The sequence below is a fragment of the Paenibacillus sp. 598K genome (assembly GCF_003851045.1).
Classification (GTDB): Bacteria; Bacillota; Bacilli; order Paenibacillales; family Paenibacillaceae; genus Paenibacillus_D.
In genome coordinates, this window is record NZ_BFBX01000084.1 from 29,624 (window position 1) to 49,422 (window position 19,799).

Consider the following 19,799-nt stretch of genomic DNA (forward strand, 5'->3'; position numbering starts at 1 on the left):
CGCCTCTCCAGCGAGACGGCCGCCCTCGCAGCGCAGCACCCGCCACTGGCCGGATGCGCCGACGCGGACGATGCGATCCTCCGGGCCGAGCAGCTTGCTGGCGATCAGACTGCTGCAGCTCGCCTCTCCCTCTCCGACGACGGTCATGCGGGCTGGGATGCCCGACCAGAATGCGCGCCAGCGGATGCGCCGGATATGCCACTCCAGTCCTTGAGCCTCATCGCCGCCGATCAGGATATAATGTGCTATCGCAATCTCGCGCCTGCGTCCGGCGCGTCCCAATATATACACTGCAAGCATAGCCAGAAGGTAACAGGAGATCACCCCTATGAATATGGCTGTCATCAGAGCCGCCTCCCTTTGTGAGACACCTGAGACACTATATGCATAGATGGGCGCAGCGGTGAATCGTCCGACGACATACGGACCGACTAGCTGGACGCCGTCAGTCCCCTGTCCTCCCCGGTCAATCGCCGGGTCAGCATCTCCAGATGCCGGACGGACGGTGTAAGATTAGCCAAAAAATAAGCCTCTCTTAATCGGCGGGCACTCCCGCTATACTGCAAATAACCGGCGCTGCCCTCATAGAGCATAGCTGACTGCGCGGCCAACAGCGCCGTATGCACGGTATCCAGCCTCAGCTGCAGCGCCTCTTCCCAGGAGACGGACAAAGCCGACGCTACCGACAGCTCGTAGGTGCGCCGTCTCAGCTGCGCCAGCGAGGCCTCGATGCTCTCTGGCTGGACCGCAAGGTAACGGCTGCAGCCGCCCTGGCGGGAGGCGCTCTTGCGCATGGCGCCGATACTTGCCTCGATCAGTCCCAACCCCAACGGCATCTGATACAGGATAAACACCGCCCGCACCCGCTCGATCCAGCTGTCGGCGTCCCTTGCCAGCACCCAGTCTTCCCCCGCCTCGACATCATCGAAGACGCAGCTATAGGTGGCGCTGCCGTTCAACCCCAGGTAGCCAGCCCGCTCCTTGCGGCCTAGACGCTGCGCTGTACACGGCAGGAAAAACGCGATCCGCTGCCCCTCCGTTGTCCCGGCAATAACCGCAAACCAGTGGTTATCCCCCAGATTGGAAACCATCGGCAACGTCCCTTGCAGGCGATATCCCGTTGCGCCTAGCGGTTCTGCGCTCAAATACAGACGATCCAATCCGGCGTAATACTTCATCGGATTGGACAGGCCGGTGCCGCCGCGCAGACGTCCATCGAGCAGGCCGGGCAGCACCTCGCGTCGCAGTCGCTCGTTGTCGCCAAGCCCAACATACGCGATGGCCGCAAGATGGCACCAGAGGTTAAACGCAGACGTCAGACAAGTCTGCGCCGTCTTCTCGATCAGCCGGACGCGCTCCCGGTGCGTCTGTCCGGACTCGTGGCCTGCCGCCCCGAACAATCCCGCCGCACCCAGCGCTTCCAGGTAACCTAACGGATAGTGCCCCTGAGCATCGATCTGCCGAACATAAGGCTGCAGCTCCTCGCGTATGATTTGATCCAGCCGCTGCTCTGTCGATGCCCCGGTCATAGTCCCTCGCCGTCCCCCGCTCTGACACGGCTGTGCGAGGCGATCGGGGTGATGGCATCGATTGGCGCGCTGACAGCCTCTCTTGCCCGCTTGACCGCCGCTTCATCGGGCGCCTGGTAGAAGCACAGGCATTTGCTCATGTCTTCACATACATAGGTTCGCGAGAAGGATACCTCCGGCACCTCGGCGTAGTGGACGGAGTTTTGACGCTTGCGCTCCAGATACTGCTCCATGGTCAGATCCGTCGGTAGATTCCATTCGACCAGATAGTTGGTCTCCACCGCCTCTTCAGCCGCCTGGCCGAGCAGACGCACCTCCTTGACCAGCGTTGCCGGCGTCGAGGCCGCTAGCAGCGCCGCCTCTACTTCCGTCTTCGTTTGCGCTTCGAAGATAAGGTAGGCTTTACTATGGTCCGCAGCAATCTGAACCTCCACTACTCGCAGGTCACGAGACTTGGCCTCCCCGGCAATCACCTCCAATCGCTGCTCCAGCTGCCCTCTATCCTCCCTGCCACCTTCAAGCTCCGATTCAGCCAAATAAAGCGCCATATTGATCTCCCCTTTTCAGTTGATGTAAAATAGTAACTAGATAACAGAAATAAACCTTAAAAACATGCGTCATAACCCGGGAGGCCGCCAGATGAAAGCCAGATACGATCTACCGTGCAATATCGCTCAATCGCTTAATATTATTGGGGACCGCTGGACCCTGCTGATCATCCACGAGGTGCTTGTCGGCCGCACCACCTTCAACGAAATCAAGAAGGCGCTCCCTGGGCTATCCTCCAAATTGCTCTCCGAACGACTCAAATATCTTGAAGCGCAAGGCCTGCTGGCCTCGGTCCTCTACTCGGAGCATCCTCCCCGTTACCATTACCAACTGACCGATAGCGGTCGGGATCTGGAGGATGTCTTCCACGCCCTCGTCCTGTGGGGACGCCGCAACCTCCAAAAGTGCTACAAGAAGCTGGTTCACCGCTCCTGCGGACATGAAGTAACGATCGCGTATCACTGCGAGCATTGCCAGCGTCAGGTCGAGGATGTTGCCGTCACCGAGCTGGCGCCAACAGACGGCCAGACCTCCCCTCGCTAATCTGGCGTCAGCCTCCCCTGCCCAGGCGGAGGCTCGCCGCCTGCCGCCGTGCCCGAGCCGCTTTATCGGCGCTCCCCGGATCCCCAATGCGTCTCCACCCAATATTCGAACCAGCGAACCGCCCGATCCAGCAGCAGACCGCAGCTTCCGATCAAGACGATGCCCGCCATTACCAGATCCATGCGCAGCGTATTGCGGCTGTCGATAATAAGGAATCCCAGGCCGGATTGCGCGCCCACCATCTCGCCGGAGACGAGGAATATCCAGGACGTGCCGATGGCCAGATGAAGACCGCCGGCAATCGTCGGAAACGCGGCTGGCAGGATGATGCGCCGCGTCAACTGGGCGCGGCTAAGCTCCATATTTTGCGCGACCTTCAGATAGATCGGCGACACGCTGCGTACGCCGGCCACCGTGGATAGCAGCACCGGGAAAAAAGCAGCGATGAAGATAATCACGATCGCAGGCGCATCCCCGATGCCGAACCACAAGACGATAAAGGGCGCCCAAGCGATCGGCGAGACCGGACGAAGCAGTTGGATGACAGGATCGAGGAGCGCCCAGAGCGGTTGAACCCGTCCAAGCGCCAGTCCGAGCGCAACCGCAATGACGCAGGCGGACAGGTAGCCCACGATAAATCTCCCCAGACTAACCTTGAGATGCTTCCACAGAATACCGTTGTCCACCAGCTCTGCGATCCCGCGGGCGACGCCCAGCGGCGAAGGGAAGAGCGCCTCTCCGGCCCCGCGCAACAGCACCAGCAGTTGCCACAATGCCAGCAACAGAGCCACGCCAGCTACGCCATAGGCAAGTCTGACCTTCCCAGTCATCGGCTCTCCAATACATTCTCGATAAAGCTGTTGTCCACAAACTCGTCAAAAGCAGGCGGATTGTCCGAGAGGCCCATCTCCACCAAATAATCGCTTAACGTGCGGTAGGAGGCTTCGTCCAGCTTCAAATCGTCATAATGGATCCACTCCAGCGACAGATCAAGCACCTCCTCCTTCGCATTGAGGTATGTCCCCAACGATTCCTTGGCGTGCGCATCCTTGCGCTCTGCAAGCTGTCCGGCTTCCACATACTTCTCCACCACGCTGCCGGTCAATTGCTGGTGCTCTCGTATCCAGTCCGAACGAAGCACCAGCACGCAGCAGATCGACTCCGGCCATAGCTCGTCGGACTGGAACATCACCTTGCCGTGACCTGCGACGACCGATGCGGCGCCGAACGGCTCGGCAACCACGTAACCGGCAATCCGGCCCTCGGCCAGTGCAACCGGCATCTCCGGCGGCGGCAGCTCCACTACATCAACATCGGTGTACGCTAGTCCTTCGCGTTTGAGCATCTCATAGAGCAAAATATTATGGCTGGAGAATCGACTTGGAATTGCGAAGCTCTGGCCCCGCAAATCGGCTACAGACGTTATAGCTTGCGAAGAGACGACAACATTGCCATCCTTGTGTCCAAGCGCCACGGTCTTCAGATCGATCCCCTGCTCCTTGGCACGCATCGCCAACTGGACCAGCACCGATGCCCCGTCGATATGACCCGTATTCAGCGCATCCATCAGATCCGGCCAGGAGCCGAACTTGACCAGCTCGATCTCATAGTCTTCCTTATCCAGCCCTTGCTCCAGATAGAGCGGCGCCGCATGCGTAATCGGCAGATAGCCGATGCGGACCGTCTTCTTCTGATCGCCTCCGGCGGGCGTTGGCGCAGTATCTCCGCAAGCCGCAAGAAGCAGCAGCGATACGACTGTCAGCCCTGCAACGAGTTGTCTTGACCTGCTAGCCTGCATGCATTCATCCTCCCTCATCCTGTATCTCTTAAATGCTGAACTCCTCTGTCTGCATCGCTCTGGTGAACTGGAACATCTCCATAATCTGCTTGCGATAATGCTGGAAATCTCCATCGCCGCGGTCACGCGGCTTCATGAGCTGCAATCGCGTCTCCCTGCGAATCGTCCCTGGCCGGGCATCCATGATCAGCACAACATCGGAGAGATAGACGGCTTCGTCGATGTCATGCGTCACCAGAATGACCGTTGTCCGCTCCTGCTGCTGGATACGCAGCAGCTCATCCTGCAGATAGTACCGGTTAAACGTATCCAGCGCTGCAAACGGCTCATCCATCAACAGCAACGCCGGTTGCACCGCTAGCGCCCTTGCGAGCGCCACTCGCTGCTTCATCCCTCCCGATAACTGATGGGGAAACCAGTCCGCCTGTTCGCTTAGCCCTACCAGATCCAGATAGTGCGCAGTTCGCTCATGTCGCTCCCTCCGCGTCAACCGGGCCGACAGCATACCTAGCTCGATATTGGCTGCGACCGAACGCCATGGCAGCAGCCCGTAGTCCTGGAACAGCATCTGGCAGTCTCGCTCCGGCCGGAGCACCTCCCGGCCAGCGACCCGCACTATGCCGCTATCCGGCCTGTCGAACCCTCCGATCATATTAAGCAGGGTGCTCTTGCCACAGCCGCTTGGCCCAAGCAGCGAGATCATTTCTCCCTTCTCTACGCGCAGAGAGATATCGCTCAGCACCTGCGTCCTGCGCCCCTTGAAGGCAAAGCTCTTGTTCAAATCCTTCACTTCCACAATTGGCATCCTGCTCACAGCTATCGCCCCTCTGTCTGTCCTGCTATAGATTGTTGCTTGTCTCCCTGATCCCCCCTTATGTCGCTTAGCTTCAAGTCGTCTTGTCAGCCGTTCATTCATTAACCTTTAATTCCTATGCGGTTAATATGTTTAAGGTTATTTTATTATACTATGTTTAATTTTGCAACCTACTTCGCGCAAACAAAAAAAGCACCCCCGCCGACGCATCTCTGCATCGGTACGGGGTGTGCTTCACGCCGTCCTGTATTCCGTCCCTGCTTCAGCGGCTAGCGCACAGGACTACATTCCCGGCATCCGCCGATCCGTTCCTTTGTCCAGCAGCAGCTTCACCCCGCCGGCCAGCAGCAGCAACGCGATCAAGCCGAGCTGCACATAACGCGGCAGCTCCCGCACCCAGATCGCCTGGCTGCCGAAGATCTCGACGATCCACGTATACAGGAACTGCCGGAACACGATATACCCTGCGAGCAAGATCATCCCTGCGCCCAGCCAGCGCCGGCCAGCCGTCAGACCGGGGATCAGCGGCACATCCTCGATCAGCCCCTCCATCCGCTCATATCTGGCCCCGAGCTGCAAGGCGTCAAAAAACGAATAACACCAAATGATCGGCACAACAAACATAAACAGAGGCACCTGCAGCGCATCGAGCAAATAGAAGGCCAGCAAAAAGGCTCCCATCAGCTGAACGCCGCGCCGCTGCGCGCCCAGGTACATATGCCCGGCCCCCGGCATTACGGAGAGTAGCGTCGCCAGCAGACGACTCCGCCGTCCTCCCGCTCTCTCGCTTTCCCAGTCCTCCAGTATCGAGCGATCCTGCAGCGGCTCGCCGAGCTGCTTGCGCTCCAGCTGGCGCATCGCGTCGAAAAGCCCATACATCCAGATGATCGGCAGCAACACCAGGAAGATCACGAAGTACCGACTCGCTTCCGCACTGATGAACAGGATGATCGCCGCGATTCCAAAAAATCCAAGCAGCAACGTCAGGCCGCGCTGCATCAGCCCAAGCTGGAAATGCGCCAACCCCGGCACCGTGGACAGCAAGATCGTATAAAAGCGCTCCACTATATTGCGCCGCTCCGGGTCGGAGGCCGGGATATACGTCCGCCCCTGCGGATAAGGCTGCATCCCGTAATCGCCGGCAGGACCATAAGGTGCTTGACCTCCCGCATAGCTGCCCTCTGGCGGAGGCGGAAAGGCTGCTCTCGGGGTCGGTCGCACCAGCAGGTGAATCATCATGTCGAGCATATTGATCCCCCATATACAAGCAGCAAAAAATCCAAAAGCGATCACCGGATCCTCGCGGCCTGTCGCCAGGCCTATCACAATCCCCAGGAAAATAAAGCCAAAGAAAAGCAACGGATACAAAAAGGCTCGTCCGCGCCGCTGAATCATATAATGCCCCAGTCCAGGGACCACAGACATGCCCAGCAGCGTCATCCCGCTAAATTGCACAATCCTTCACACTCCTTCTCTGCGGCAGCTCGCGCTCTGCAGCCCCGCGCTTTGTTCATTAACGGCGCTCCGTCAGCCCTGCTGCCGATTTCCACGTCTGCAACAGCTCCGTCGTCCGCGCCATCATCTGCTCGCTGATCGTCCCGCCGTCGGCGGCCGCCGCCGACGTCCGCCCCGGCTGCGCCGTCTGGTCCAGATAGTGCTGCCAGACGCCGCTGGAGAGCAGGAATAAAGTCAGCGCAGCTGCAATCGTATAATGGACCAACGTTCGCCGCCGCGATGTCCAGCCGCGTCGCCGCGCCGTCGTTTTTTGCACGGCCGGATGCGATCGCAGCCCTGCCTTCAGCTGAGTCTCCGCTTCATTGCCGACTACTGCATGCACTTCCAACTGTTCGACAGCCTGCATATACAGCGCCAGACAGGCGTCGCACTCGTACAGATGCGCTTCCGCTGCATCGCGTTCCTCCCGAGACAGCTTGTCCGTCTCGGCATAACGTCTCCAGTATGCTTCACTCCGATGACTCATTCCTGCTCCTCCCCCCGCTTCCATCGCTCCCGGATCCATCGACGCGCCCGATATAACCGCGACTCGATCGTCTTGGGCGCCACTTGCTCGCCCTTGGCGATCTCCGCCTGACTCTTGTCCTGCCAGTAAAAGGCTTCGATGACCCGCCTGTAGGCGGCCGGCATCGAGCCGACGAGACGACCGAGCTGGCCTTGCCGCTCTGCCGCCAGCAGACGCTCCGCCACGCGGCCGTCCGCCTCTTCATAGTCTGGCGCAGACAGCTCGCGCTCAGGCTCCTCCGTCAGTGAGGAGCGCCGCTCTCGCCGCTGCTTTTTACGCCTCTGATCGATGGCCTTGTTGACGGCGATCCGCGACATCCACGTCTTTAGCCCTTGTCCGCGATAGCCGGGGAGACCGAGATAGATCGCCACGAATGCCTCCTGCAGCGCGTCCTCCGCATCCTTGGCATCTCGCAGGACGGCATAGACGGCTGCGTACAGCTCGGCGCGGTATGTATCCACTAACCGTTCGAAGGCGGCCTGATCGCCCTCCAGCATGCGCCGTACCCATTCCTCGTCGCTGATCTTCTCCCCTCCTCTCGCTCTACTCTATTAGACGCTCGCCGACCGGCTTGCCCCTGCACCCCAAAGCAAAAAAATTTGTTGCTGCCGCCGCATACGAAAAAAGCCCCGGCAAGTCGTGCGTGCCGAAGCTTGTTGTTACAAGTTTTGAAGGGGCTAGGGCGTGCGCCGTAACGAAAGGATCTTTCGTTAATCGTCCCGGGCGGCCACCTGAAGGGTCGTCCGCAGATGCTACAGCGTCACCCAGCCGTTTTTGATCGAGTTGATGACCGCTTGCGTGCGGTCGTCGACCTCCATCTTCTGGAGGATGCTGCTGACATGGTTTTTAACCGTTTTTTCGCTAATATAGAGGAACTCGCCGATGTTTTTGTTGCTTTTGCCCTCGGCCATCAGACGCAGTACCTCCGCCTCGCGCCGCGTGAGCGGGTTGTTCTCGCCTGCGACGAACTTGACGCCCGTCTCCTCCGAGGCTGCCGCGCCTGCGGAGGCGCCGATCTCGTCGAGATAGGTCATCCGGCGCAGCTGATTGATCAGCTTGCCGGTCACTTTGGGATGGATATAGGCATGGCCGCTTACGACCGAACGGATCGCATTGACCAGCGCCTCCGCCTCCATATCCTTGAGCAGATAGCCCGTCGCGCCCTTGCGCAGCGTCTCGAACACATAGCTCTCGTCATCGTGGATCGAGAGGATGATGACCTTCACATCGGGGAAAATATCGCGCAGCCGCTCTGTGGCGACCACCCCGTTCTCGATCGGCATATTAATGTCCATCAGGACAACCTCCGGCTTTTGCCGGTTGCAAAACTCAAGGACCTGAATCCCGTTTCCGCACTCTCCGATCACTTCCAGGTCGTCTTCCATGTTGAGGATGCGCTTCAACCCTTCACGAAACAGTTGGTGGTCATCCGCTATAAGTACTTTGATCGTCCGGTTCGCCGGTGATTTCACGTCCATCGTCAATTACTCCTTTCTAGGCTCCGCATTTATGGGAATGTGAATCGTAATCTTCGTTCCCTCGTTAATTGCTGACTCGATTTCCATCCTCCCCTCGAGCAGCTCGACTCTCTCTCGCATACCGATGAGTCCGAAGCTGGAATTGTCCTTCGCCTTGGCCTCCGTCTGTTCGACTAGGAATCCGACGCCATTGTCCTGAATGATAATCTTGACGATGTGCGCCTGATAGGTAATGCTGAGCGATACGATGGAGGGGCTAGCGTGCTTGAGGGCATTGGTGTAGGCTTCTTGAACCAATCGATAGATCGCAGCTTCCATCGCCGATGGCAATCGTATCTCTCGTCCTACGGTTTCAAAAGTCGTCCTTATTCTCGCTTTTTCTTCAAAATCCTGCACATATTTGCGCAAGGTAGGTACTAAGCCCAAGTCATCCAAAGCCATTGGGCGCAGATTGAAGATGATTTTACGGATCTCCTCCAGTCCTAATCGCACCTGGCTCTTCAAATCTACTAATTCGTCCTGCACTAATTCAAATTCCTTCTTTTGAAGCATTCTTTCGGCAATTTCCGTCCTAAGCACTAGATGAGCCATCGATTGAGCCGGCCCGTCGTGGATTTCCCTGGAAATTCGCTTACGTTCTTCCTCTTGCGCCAGAATAATTTTGAGCCCGATGGCCTGGCGATTTTTGGCCGACTCCAAAATTCGGGTCACTTGATTCAGATCGCCCGAGAGGTACTCCAGCACTACATTAACTTGCGAACTGATCGTCTCCGCCCGCTCGATCGATTGCTCGACATTTTTGACCCGCTTTTGCAGATCGTCCCGGCGCGCCTTCAGGTACGCTTCCTTCTCCCGATACACCATCAGATCGAGCTGGATCTGCGTCGCCTTCTCATAGGCGGCCTTGATGTCCGCCTCTTTGTACCTCACGAAATCCCGGCTGACCTCAGTCAGCCGGACCCGGGAACGACGATAGTCCAGCTCGAGACGATCGACCTTGTCGATCGTCTCAGCTGTTTCCTTGAATACCGTCTCCAGCTCCTGCGTCATCAGCAGCAGCTCTTGACGGGCAGACTCGCATATTTCGAAGATCTGATATTTGCTGTCTTCCATTACATGGATAGCGTTTTTAATTACGCGGTCGATGTCGTTAATTCGATAATTCAAGCGCCTCGGCTCGCTTTCTCTTTGGAAGGTTGCTTCTACCATCATACCACATCCGATCTGTCCAGACCTAAATTATTGGATGGTAACTCTCTTCTGGGCTGCATCATATTGGACCTGCAGACCGAGTTGCTCCGAGACCAGGCGAACCGGGACCAGCGTCCTGCCGCCGCGAACGATCGGCGCCGCCTCTGCGCTCGCGCGCTTGCCGTTGATGACATACGACTTCTGATCGAGCCACAGATCGAGCAGCTTGTCGCCGCGCAGGAAGGTTGCCCGCTTGGTCGTATTGTCCCAGGCGACCTCCCCCTTGATCGCATCCGAGACGAACTTCAGCGGCAAGTACGTGACTCCGTTCAGCGCGACCGGCGCAACATCGAGCTTGGTCGCCGTACCGCCTACCGTCGCCTGCGTGCTGCCCAGCGTCAGGGCGATCTGCGGCGCGGGCGGCAATACCGCCGCGGCCGGGTAGTCAAAGGCGATATTGTCGATCGCCACCTGACCGACCGCCGTCCGCTCGCTCTGGCCCTGCTCGGGATTGGCGACGTAGATGCGTTTGACCTTCACCGGATACGTCATACCCAGCGCGCCGAGATCGGCTTTGACCGTGCGCCAGCCCGTCCAGTCCAGCGGTCTGGCGAGGTCGACATAATGCAGCTTGCCTGACGCATCCGTCACCTCCGCCCGCACCCAGTTGCCGCTGCCATCGCCGTAGATATCGGCCGAGATCGCCAGTGGCGTGCCTTCGACCGCGCGGCCTTCGCCATTCAGCGCCGCGTAGGCGGCTTTGGTGCCGGTGCCTGCGGTGAAGTCGTAGCTGATGACCAACCCCTTGGAAGTCATGCCAGAGAGGCTGCTGTCGACGCTGACCGAACCTGTCGTGCCGTTCGGCGTCGACTGGAACGTGATCGGATATTTGACATCCTCGAAGCTCTCCCAGCTCTTCGACGCGCTGGCGTCGCCGGCGCTGAAGTAGACGAGCGCCGAGTAGCCGTCATAACGCGCGATCGCAGTGCCGGAGGTCGCATCCGGGCTAACCGACTGTACGTTCAGCACGCCGTCCTTCACCTCGCCGGTGAAGCCCTTCAGCTCCCAACGGACGGAGCCCGCCGGCACGGTCATCTCGCGGCCATCTGTGAGCTTGATGCGGACCGGGACATTGATCAAGGTGCCTGCCTGCAGCCTGGACGACGAAGCCGCCACGCTCATCTCGCTGATCTGGGAAGCGCCGATGACCTCTACAGTCAGCTCATCCTTAGCCGATCCCGACTTGGCGGTGAGCGTCGTCTTGCCGGAGCGGGACGGCGTGAAGGTACTGCCGTTGACCGCGCCGAAGCCGCTGTCCACGCTCCACTGCGCGGTCATGCCGGTCGGCTCGATCGGATTGTAGTACGTGTCGTAAGCCTTCAGCGAGTAGCCCGCCGACTGTCCCAGGAAGACGACACTCGGACCGCTCGCCTTGATGCCCTTGACCTCTCCCTTGGGAGCGGAGGTGTAGACGCCGATGCCGTTGATGACGCGGCGCTCGGTCGTGCCGCCGCTATTCTCCGTCGGATGGGCCAGCCCGATCTCGAACTCGCCGAGCGGCCGAGCCGTCATCGTCGTCGAGCCGCCGCCATCGAGGTTCAGCCCCTTCCAGACGCCGAGACGGACCATAGCCTCCTGCAGCTCTTTGAGCGTCATGCCGGAGCTGTTGCCGTAGTCCTCGGCTGTGACCAGGTAGACCTTTTTGTTGTCGCGGGAGTAGCCGACGGCCGTACGCGAGCGCGCGCTGTTGCCGCTGATGCTGCTCACATCGCGGGAGAAGCTCGACGCCTTGCCGTCTTCGACCAGGATCGTATGACCGCCGACCATCATCTGATAGGACCCCGGGTCCTTCTTGGCGCCCGTCGTCAGCGAGGTCAGATTGTAGCTGGCGCTGACGGTTGCGCCGACGGTCAGATTTTGCTTGGCGAACTGGGCGGCCGTGCCATGGGTACGCAGGATATAGCCGTTCGCTGGCGGCTGTATCGGCAAGGTGCCATTCTCTGCGACCTGCGTGACAACGCCGTTCTCCACGAGAATCTCGGTCGGCGTCGTCGAGCTATTCTTCGTGTTAGGCCGCTCGGCCGCCGTCCAGGCGCTCGTATAGATGTACATCGCGTTGACGTGGCTGTACGTGCCGCTGCCCGATGCGGGCTCGGTCATATACGAGGTCTGGTTGATGCCAGCCAGCGGGAAGCTGGCTCCGCCCGCAGTGACGACGTTGCCCTCGAAGCTGAAGCGGTCGATGACAGGCGTCCGGTCGTTGGAGATGGCAAAGGCGTACATCCCCTTCAACACGGACGGACTGGACATCAGTGTGCCGCTCGTAATCTGCGCCCCCATCGGCACGCCCTCGGCGCTCATGTTGAAATAGTCGGCGTTGACGCCGGCGACCGCGCCGGTCGCCTTCGTCATGCTGCTGATCGACGCCGTAGTCGTCAGATTAGTGCCTGTGCCGCTCATGACGTTAAGCGACACATGCGGATTGGTCAGATCGATCTCGATGACATGCACATTAGCCTGTACCTTCTTGCCGGACCGTGTACCGGTCCATATGTAATCGATCCGCTTCGCGCCAGCCGTGATCATCGTCTCCGCCGTCTGCTTGAGCCCCGAGGTGGCCTCAGCCGCTGATACGACCTGAGTCCCTCCCGTCAGCGCTTCCACCCAGCCAGGTCCGGTGGCAGCCCATGGCTGCAGCAGCAGCGTGCCGCCAAGCGCCAGGATCAGCACGCGCCGGGTCAAGCGCCGTTCGCCGGTCCTTGCCGTGCTCCTGGTAGCATGCGCCAAGTCCCGCTCGAAGTCCTGTCCTCCGATGCGCTCTGCCTGCCCACGCGGCCCACTCCGTCTGTCAACTTCCCGTTTACGCATTATGTGGCAACTCTCCCATCTATAAATCTACTACTTATAGACTGTTAGAAGTCGAAAAAAGTTACGCTTCATGAGAATATCCTAATCTCGCAACCGCAACTTTCGTCATGCGCCTGTCGTTTTAGGCCAACGGAATCAAGTCTGGTCGTTCACTCCTAAAATATCGTCCCGATCGCAGTTAACTGTCGAAAAAAAAGACTGACGCCGCAATTAGCATCAGTCCATAACTTCGCTATACCTTCTCTCAGACCCCATGTTCATCTAGGCCGAACCTAGATCCGCCTTCAAGCGCGACACCTCGTCTGCCGACAATCCGGTCAGCGTAGCGACGACGATATTGTTCATTCGCTGCTTCAGCATCGTCACCGCCATTCGTTCCTTCTCCTGACGGTCATGCATCAGCCAACCTTGCGGCTCTCCGTGCCCCAACGGTTGCTCCCCCTTGCGATTCATCGCCTCGTCCTCCTCGCATCCATGCTAGAAGCCTATACTATACATTCATAAAGCTGATATAGCCGAGCAGCCGCTTGATCATGACGACTGCCTGAGCGCGGGTCGCGTCGGAGCGCGGACTGATCGTATCGGCCGTCATGCCGTTGATGATCCCCGCCTCTACGGCCCGTGCCATATCCTCGCGCGCCCACGGCGCGATCGTGCCCGCATCCTTGAACCGGGACAGATAAGCGACGCTCGTCTGCGGGATCGTGATGCGCACATCGGCGACGCCTGCCGCGCGGATCATCATCGCGGCCATCTCCTGCCTCGTGATCGACTGGTCCGGCTTGAACGTCCCGTCCGGATTGCCCTCGACGATCCCCGCCTTGGAGACCGCTCCGATGTAGGCCGCCATGACTGTTGCCCCATTGACGTCGCTGAAGCGAGTCGCAGCCGACTTGTCGCCGGAGAGGCCGAGCCCGCGCGCGATGAACGCTGCAAATTCGCCCCGCGTCACCGGAACATTCGGATCAAACGTCGTCGTTGTCCGCCCGTCGGCGACGAATTTGTTGACCAGCATCAGGATGTCGTTGCGACCCCAATGATTGTTCAGATCGTTATAGCTCTGCAGGCCGTTGACAATCGCGTAGGCGCTATTGCCCTTGTGCTTGTAAGCAATCGTCGAGGAGCCGCCGGTATTGGTCACCATCGTCGGCACATAGGAGAGCATGCTCGTCTCCGGATCGAGCCAGACCGCCGCTGTCTTGAGCGGATCGAGCTGCACTGACGTCTTTGCCGTACGGGTGATATACCCCAGAAAGCTGGTGATGGGCTTGTCGATGCCGCCAGCCGATGCGGACAGCTGGAAGCTCATCGGACTGACCATCACCTGCGCACGCGAGCGACTGATCGCGGACATGAGTGCCGTCGACTCGGTCGTCGAGTTGGGCTCGATCACGATCAGCAGATGGCCGGCGGCGCCGACCAATTGCTGCATCTCCTGGAAGTCCAGCGACGCCACCGGGATCTCGTACGTCGTCTCCTTGTACAACACAGCGAATATAGCGCCCGGAGTCGACTTGCCTGCCGCCTCCAGGTGAGACATCGGCACCGCGACGATCGCCGCCAGCTCGCTGGACGGCACGGTGAACTGGACGCGCGGCGTGCTGCTGCTGCCATTGCGGACCGCTGTATAGGCCGCCGAGAGCCGATCGCCCGAGATCGTATAGCGCTGAGCGACACGGGCGGCTGGAGATAACCCGGAGGTCGTCGTAGCGACCGTTAATTTCATATTCAGTCCGCCGCGGTCAGACGGCTCGAAGTCCGACGGCAGGCTGACGCTGCCCGTCCAGGAGCTCTGATTGCCCACTGGATAGTCTGTAAAGGCTGCGATGATAACCCCGCCTGTGCTCTGCAACTGGGTCCCTGTAGGCGTGTAGGATACGCTCACCGGCTCGCCAGTCGCAACGCTGCGGTGCAGCGTCAGATTGACCGTAGAGCCGGAGATCGAGACGCCGGTCACGGTGTGAACCACATTGGATATGCGGACATAGAACTGGGTCGAGCTAGGCACATAGGCCGTATGCAGCGTGTACGGGAACGCCAGCGTCAGCGTCTGGCCCTGCACGCTCGCTCCTGTAATCTGCGTATTGTCGGAGCTGACCGAGCCCGCCGACTGGTTGCTGAACGGTGCAGCCGCGTTGCCTGCCAGATCCGCCAGCTGCGGGTAGCCGCCTAGATAGCTTACGACGACGGTCTGACCGCTTGCTACTGCGGAGGAGAGCGTCAGCAACACCTGCGAGCCGCTGATCTCCACGCCGGTGACCGTGCGGCCGACGCCTGCTACGAGTACGCTGTAGTTGGCAGCTGTCGGCACCGAGCCGGGATTAAGCGCCTCATTATAGCTCAGGATGACGCGGGTGCCTGCTGCACTGATGCTCTGCAGAGCTGGCGGGGTCGTGTCCAGGACGTTGCGGACGCCGAAGCTGTTGAACGCCTGCACCGCATTGCCCGAGATGTCCCGCAGCGGATAGGAGCCGATGCTATAATTGACCGCGACTGCCTGACCATCGGTGATCGGCGAGCTGAGCGTGATGAACAGCTGCGTGCCGCTCGTCGACACGGTAGAGATGCTGCGGTAGCTGCTGCCAGAGTAGACGCTGAACTGGCTGACGCCCAAGCTCGAAAGCGAGGCCAGACTGTCGCTGAACGTGATCGTGACGAGCGAGCCGCTCACCGTCCCGCTCACCGGACGCGGCAAGGTCGTCTGCTGGGTATTGCTGATGACTGTGCCGTTCAGTGCGGCCGCCGAGTTGCCCGACAGATCGCGGATCGGCGAAGTGCCTCTCGAGTAGGACACCTTCACCTCCTGGCCGAACACGACGCCGCTCTGCAGCGTCAGCGTCACCGTCGTCCCCTGCACCGCTACAGCCGTCACCGCCCGGGCCGAGCCGCTCACAGTGACGTAGAAGTTCGCCGGAGCCGGCACCGAGGTCGGATCGAGCTCCTTGTTGTAGGTCAGGATGATCCGGGTGCCGCCGGTCATCTCCGACTTGCTCAGCGTTGGCGCGGCCGTGTCAGAGGTAACCGTGCGGAACGTCCAGCGGTATTCATTGAGGATGCCGCCGAAGTCATTGCCCGGGATATCCCGAACCGCGCCTTGCTGCATCTCGACATAATAGGCTGTGTTCGCAATCATCGGATCGCTCGGCAACACCGTCAGGATGAGGCGACGATTATCGTCCGGGTCGATCGATGCGACCGGCTGCACGGCCGGAGCGGTGCCGCTGCCCGCTGCGCGGATGCGGATGCTGCCATTGCCGAGCTCGATCGGCTTGTTGAAGGTGGCGATCAGCTTGCCGGTGCGCGGCACCTCGGTCGCGCCGTTGTCCGGCGTGAGCGCCACGAGCTGCGGCTGCGACGTATCCTGCGTCACCGTGAAGCGCCACGTCGTCCTGTCCGTATCGGGTATCCCGGCATAGCTGTTGCCCGCCGCATCGCGGAACGCCTGATTGCCGATCTGGACATAATACGACGAGTTATTGACGAATTGGGTACTCGGCGAGATCGTAATCTTGTCCGTCCCGCCTCCGGTTACGAGATTCGACGTAACAGGGATCGAGGCGAAGATCGCATTATTTTGCTGGTTGCGAATGACGATCTGACCGGAGCCTGGATAGACTGGCTCGCTGAACGTCATTTCCAGCTTGGCATTCAGACTCGTCTGCGTGCCGCTATTGTGCGCTACGGAGGGTGATAGCTTCGTGACCGTAGGCGGGATCGCATCCGTGCTAGGGAAGGTCGAGAAGTTCCACTGCGTTGCGTCTGTGATGCCCTGGAAGGCGACAGACGGGTTGCTCTGGCTCACGAACGTTCCCTGGTCTACAAGCACATAATAGGCCTGGTTGCTCGTCAGCGCCGTGCTGCTGATGCGGACGATACGAGCGTCGTTGGCATCGATCGTGACATACGGACTATTCGCAACATTGTACTCTAAGAGCGTGCTGTTGTTGGATACGCGCTTGATCACGATCATGCCTCTGCCCTTGGCGACCGGGATGTCAAATGTCATCCGCAGCGTAATCTGCGCTCCTATGCCGCCCGCATCGTCGGGCGGGAACAAGGCCGGCATCGCCATCGGCGGCCCCGAGGTCTGGAACGTCCAGCCGTTCAGGCCGCTGTAGCTATTGCCAATGGCATCCCTGAACGCGCCAGCGCTCACCGAGACTCTGTAGCTGCTGCTGGGAGCCAGCGGCGTCGTTGGCGTAATCGTGATCGTACTCGTGCCGCCGCCGCGTACATTGGTCGTTGTTACTCCGATCAGTTGAGTATCGATGACCGCGCCGTTCGTATTGAGCTGCTGCACCGTCACATTGCCGCTCGAGGCATAGACCGTCTCATCGAACTGCAGCTGAAGCTCGCCGCCCATCGCCAGGGTGCCGCCCGGTTCAGGAGTCCGACCGATGAGCGTAGGGGCCGTCTGGTCAGCGCGCGTAACGGTAAAATTCCACGTCGTCGCATCCCAGATACCGGCATAGTTTTGACCGTTCGCATTGCGGAATGCGCCGGGATCGATCAGCACATAATATTCTGTATTCAGCTGAAGGCTGCTGGAGGCTGGCGTGATCCGCACCTGGCGGCTGTCCGAGCCGATCGTCACCGCCGAGCTGGTCGCCACCACGAACGTTTCGACGACGGCATTGTCCGAGACGCGTCGCAGCGTGACGGCTGCCGAGCCCGTCCCTTTAACGACCGCTTCGTCAAATTGCAGCTGCAGCGCCGCATTCGGCGACACATTCGTTGCATTGTCCGTCGGATAGGTCGCGAATAATAACGGGCCGTTGGGCCCCGCATGCACAATCGGAGCATATTCAGGCAAGCCGGGGACGATGACCTGGACGATCATCAAGGCTGCCAGGAGGATGGATATCATTTTGCAAGTCCGCAACACTTCAGCTTCACTCCCCAAAATTGTCAGTCGTACATATATCTTCGGTCAATACCGACTGGAAGTTTAGGGATGCGACAAAATGGCGCGGGGGTAAAGGAGCGGATGGGGAAAATTCAGGTCAAAATTAAGAAAAGCTCTGCGGTGTGCAGAGCTTTTCTTAGAGTTAGATTGTTTCATTAGCAATTACTGTCAAATTATACAAATCCATTGTTGGATCTGAGGCGCTGATCTTTAAGTAAAAGGACTCTCCAGGCAAAAGACGAATATTGTTAAAGGAAAGGAAGGTTAAACCGTTTGCCCTAAACAGACCGGATTCAAAGCCACTAACGTACTTGAAGCTTCCTTCTAAACTGTACGAAGCATTGGGCGCCGTTACACTAGCGTACAGGGACTTCGGCGTTGAGGTATTATTCGTATAGACATACCAATCAGCATCGCTTGAGTCCGAGATATAAAGCTGCCTGTCATCAAACGGCAACGGGAACAGCATCCCGGCTGTCTCCTTGCTATCATAGATACCATGTGCTCCGAAAGCGGATTGACCGAATGCCATCATGCAGATCATAGCAACAGCGACAATGAATAGTTTTTTGAACTTCATCAATTGTCCCTCCAACAAATGGTATTAGATGCTGGCCAGCTATCTACAACCAATATTACCATATCACACCACATATGGGCATGGGACCAAGCTATCAAAATATTACACCATCTGATAGATTTACGAGGCATTCCGTCGAAAAAAGTCGAATTATAAGCAAATCAGATGCTAATGAGGGGCACACTATAAAAACCGCCCGGCAATGCCGGACGGCTTGAGTATTTCTATGAGAAGGACTTAAGCCAAAGCGTCAGCTTTCAGCTTATCTGCTTTGTCCACGCGCTCCCAAGGCAGATCGATATCGGTACGGCCGAAGTGACCGTAAGCGGCAGTCTGGCTATAAATCGGACGACGCAGGTCCAGCATGCGGATGATGCCGGCAGGACGCAGATCGAAGTTATTGCGAATCACTTCCACCAGCTTCTCCTCGTCTACCTTGCCTGTGCCATACGTGTCGACATTAATCGAGACCGGGTTAGCTACGCCAATCGCATAAGCCAGTTGAATCTCGCACTTGTCAGCGAGTCCGGCTGCAACGAGGTTCTTGGCCACGTAGCGAGCCGCGTAAGCCGCGGAACGGTCAACCTTTGTCGGATCCTTGCCGGAGAATGCGCCGCCGCCATGGCGAGCATAGCCGCCGTAGGTGTCGACGATAATTTTACGGCCAGTCAAACCAGCATCGCCTTGCGGTCCGCCGATGACGAAGCGGCCAGTCGGGTTGATGTAGTACTTCGTATCCGCATCGAGCCATTCTTGAGGCACGACAGGGGCGATGACATGCTCGCGGATGTCGCTCTGGATCTGCTCCAGCGATACTTCTTCGGCATGTTGGGTCGATACGACGATCGCGTCGACGCGGACTGGCTTGCCATCCTGATACTCGATGGTGACTTGAGTCTTGCCGTCGGGACGCAGATAGTCCAACGTACCGTTCTTGCGAACCTCGGACAGACGACGCGAGATCCGGTGCGACAGCGCGATCGGCAGCGGCATCAGCTCTGGTGTCTCATTCGTTGCGAAGCCAAACATCAGGCCCTGGTCGCCTGCGCCGATGTCCTCGTTCTCCTCGCGAATGTTTTTACCTTCACGGGTTTCGATCGCAGCATTTACGCCTTGAGCAATATCGGCCGATTGCTCATTAAGCGACGTCAGTACCGCACAAGTGTTGTAGTCAAAGCCGTATTTCGCACGCGTGTAGCCAATATCCTTGACCGTACGGCGCACGATCGCTGGAATATCCACATAGTCCGCACGGCTGCTGATCTCGCCAATGACCAGCACTAGGCCAGTGGCTACCGAGACTTCGCATGCAACACGCGCATAAGGATCTACCTCAAGAAATGCATCCAGCACCGCATCCGAGATCTGGTCGCAGATCTTGTCTGGGTGCCCTTCTGTAACCGATTCTGATGTAAATAAATGACGTCCTTTAATCGACATCCGTATCAACCTCCTAAAAGCTTCATATGACGTAAGTCCATATTCAAAAAACGAACCTTTTCCATGGGCGGAAAAGGTTGTGA

The 19,799-nt window shown here is 58.7% G+C and carries 16 protein-coding genes and 1 pseudogene; 1 reads left to right on the forward strand and 16 read right to left on the reverse strand.

Going from position 1 to position 19,799, the window contains the following annotated elements; translation table 11 throughout:
• The 3 genes and pseudogenes from PA598K_RS36440 to PA598K_RS23125 form a co-directional block, all read right to left on the reverse strand.
• Positions 1-345 (reverse strand): annotated as a pseudogene (locus tag PA598K_RS36440) (hypothetical protein); the annotation flags it as partial.
• 86 nt (positions 346-431) lie between these two features.
• Positions 432-1,529 (reverse strand): acyl-CoA dehydrogenase family protein, encoded by a 1,098-nt coding sequence (locus PA598K_RS23120; RefSeq protein ID WP_128659235.1) that lies wholly within the window; start codon positions 1,527-1,529, stop codon positions 432-434.
• Positions 1,526-2,077: a DUF4242 domain-containing protein gene (locus PA598K_RS23125; RefSeq protein ID WP_128659236.1), complete on the reverse strand. Its 552-nt coding sequence runs from the start codon at positions 2,075-2,077 to the stop codon at positions 1,526-1,528. The genes PA598K_RS23120 and PA598K_RS23125 overlap by 4 nt, the downstream gene beginning before the upstream one ends.
• 91 nt (positions 2,078-2,168) lie before the next feature.
• Between PA598K_RS23125 and PA598K_RS23130 the strand changes: the two genes are divergently transcribed.
• Entirely contained in the window at positions 2,169-2,621 is a 453-nt protein-coding gene (locus tag PA598K_RS23130; RefSeq protein ID WP_128659237.1) for a winged helix-turn-helix transcriptional regulator, read from the forward strand.
• 62 nt (positions 2,622-2,683) lie between these two features.
• Here PA598K_RS23130 and PA598K_RS23135 read toward each other — a convergent pair whose 3' ends face one another.
• The 13 genes from PA598K_RS23135 to metK all read right to left on the reverse strand — a co-directional run bounded on the left by PA598K_RS23135 (position 2,684) and on the right by metK (position 19,716).
• Positions 2,684-3,451 carry an ABC transporter permease gene (locus tag PA598K_RS23135; protein ID WP_128659238.1) on the reverse strand — a complete coding sequence of 256 codons (768 nt, stop codon included), beginning with the start codon at positions 3,449-3,451 and terminating at the stop codon, positions 2,684-2,686.
• Positions 3,448-4,419 carry an ABC transporter substrate-binding protein gene (locus PA598K_RS23140; protein ID WP_128659239.1) on the reverse strand — a complete coding sequence of 324 codons (972 nt, stop codon included), beginning with the start codon at positions 4,417-4,419 and terminating at the stop codon, positions 3,448-3,450. Before PA598K_RS23140 ends, PA598K_RS23135 begins: the two co-directional genes overlap by 4 nt.
• Positions 4,420-4,447: 28 nt before the next feature.
• Positions 4,448-5,233: an ABC transporter ATP-binding protein gene (locus PA598K_RS23145; protein WP_128659240.1), complete on the reverse strand. Its 786-nt coding sequence runs from the start codon at positions 5,231-5,233 to the stop codon at positions 4,448-4,450.
• 282 nt (positions 5,234-5,515) lie between these two features.
• Complete coding sequence (locus tag PA598K_RS23150; RefSeq protein ID WP_128659241.1) at positions 5,516-6,688, reverse strand: DUF3824 domain-containing protein; 1,173 nt, start codon at positions 6,686-6,688, stop codon at positions 5,516-5,518.
• Between the two features lie 58 nt (positions 6,689-6,746).
• Entirely contained in the window at positions 6,747-7,214 is a 468-nt protein-coding gene (locus PA598K_RS23155) for a hypothetical protein (RefSeq protein WP_128659242.1), read from the reverse strand.
• Positions 7,211-7,750, reverse strand: a complete 540-nt coding sequence (locus PA598K_RS23160; protein ID WP_128659243.1) for an RNA polymerase sigma factor — start codon at positions 7,748-7,750, stop codon at positions 7,211-7,213. Before PA598K_RS23160 ends, PA598K_RS23155 begins: the two co-directional genes overlap by 4 nt.
• Positions 7,751-8,005: 255 nt before the next feature.
• The gene (locus PA598K_RS23165; protein ID WP_128659244.1) at positions 8,006-8,731 is read right to left on the reverse strand and encodes a response regulator transcription factor; all 726 of its coding nucleotides are present in this window, start codon (positions 8,729-8,731) and stop codon (positions 8,006-8,008) included.
• Between the two features lie 6 nt (positions 8,732-8,737).
• Positions 8,738-9,898: a sensor histidine kinase gene (locus tag PA598K_RS23170; RefSeq protein ID WP_128659245.1), complete on the reverse strand. Its 1,161-nt coding sequence runs from the start codon at positions 9,896-9,898 to the stop codon at positions 8,738-8,740.
• Positions 9,899-9,970: 72 nt separating this feature from the next.
• Complete coding sequence (locus tag PA598K_RS23175) at positions 9,971-12,790, reverse strand: stalk domain-containing protein (RefSeq protein WP_128659246.1); 2,820 nt, start codon at positions 12,788-12,790, stop codon at positions 9,971-9,973.
• A 261-nt stretch (positions 12,791-13,051) separates the two neighbouring features.
• On the reverse strand, positions 13,052-13,243 hold the full coding sequence (locus PA598K_RS23180; RefSeq protein WP_128659247.1) for a hypothetical protein: 192 nt from the start codon (positions 13,241-13,243) through the stop codon (positions 13,052-13,054).
• Positions 13,244-13,280: 37 nt separating this feature from the next.
• The gene (locus tag PA598K_RS23185; RefSeq protein WP_128659248.1) at positions 13,281-17,657 is read right to left on the reverse strand and encodes an Ig-like domain-containing protein; all 4,377 of its coding nucleotides are present in this window, start codon (positions 17,655-17,657) and stop codon (positions 13,281-13,283) included.
• 181 nt (positions 17,658-17,838) lie between these two features.
• Entirely contained in the window at positions 17,839-18,276 is a 438-nt protein-coding gene (locus PA598K_RS23190) for a hypothetical protein (RefSeq protein WP_128659249.1), read from the reverse strand.
• A gap of 237 nt (positions 18,277-18,513) precedes the next feature.
• On the reverse strand, positions 18,514-19,716 hold the full coding sequence (gene metK, locus PA598K_RS23195) for a methionine adenosyltransferase (protein ID WP_128659250.1): 1,203 nt from the start codon (positions 19,714-19,716) through the stop codon (positions 18,514-18,516).
• Positions 19,717-19,799 lie beyond the last annotated feature (83 nt).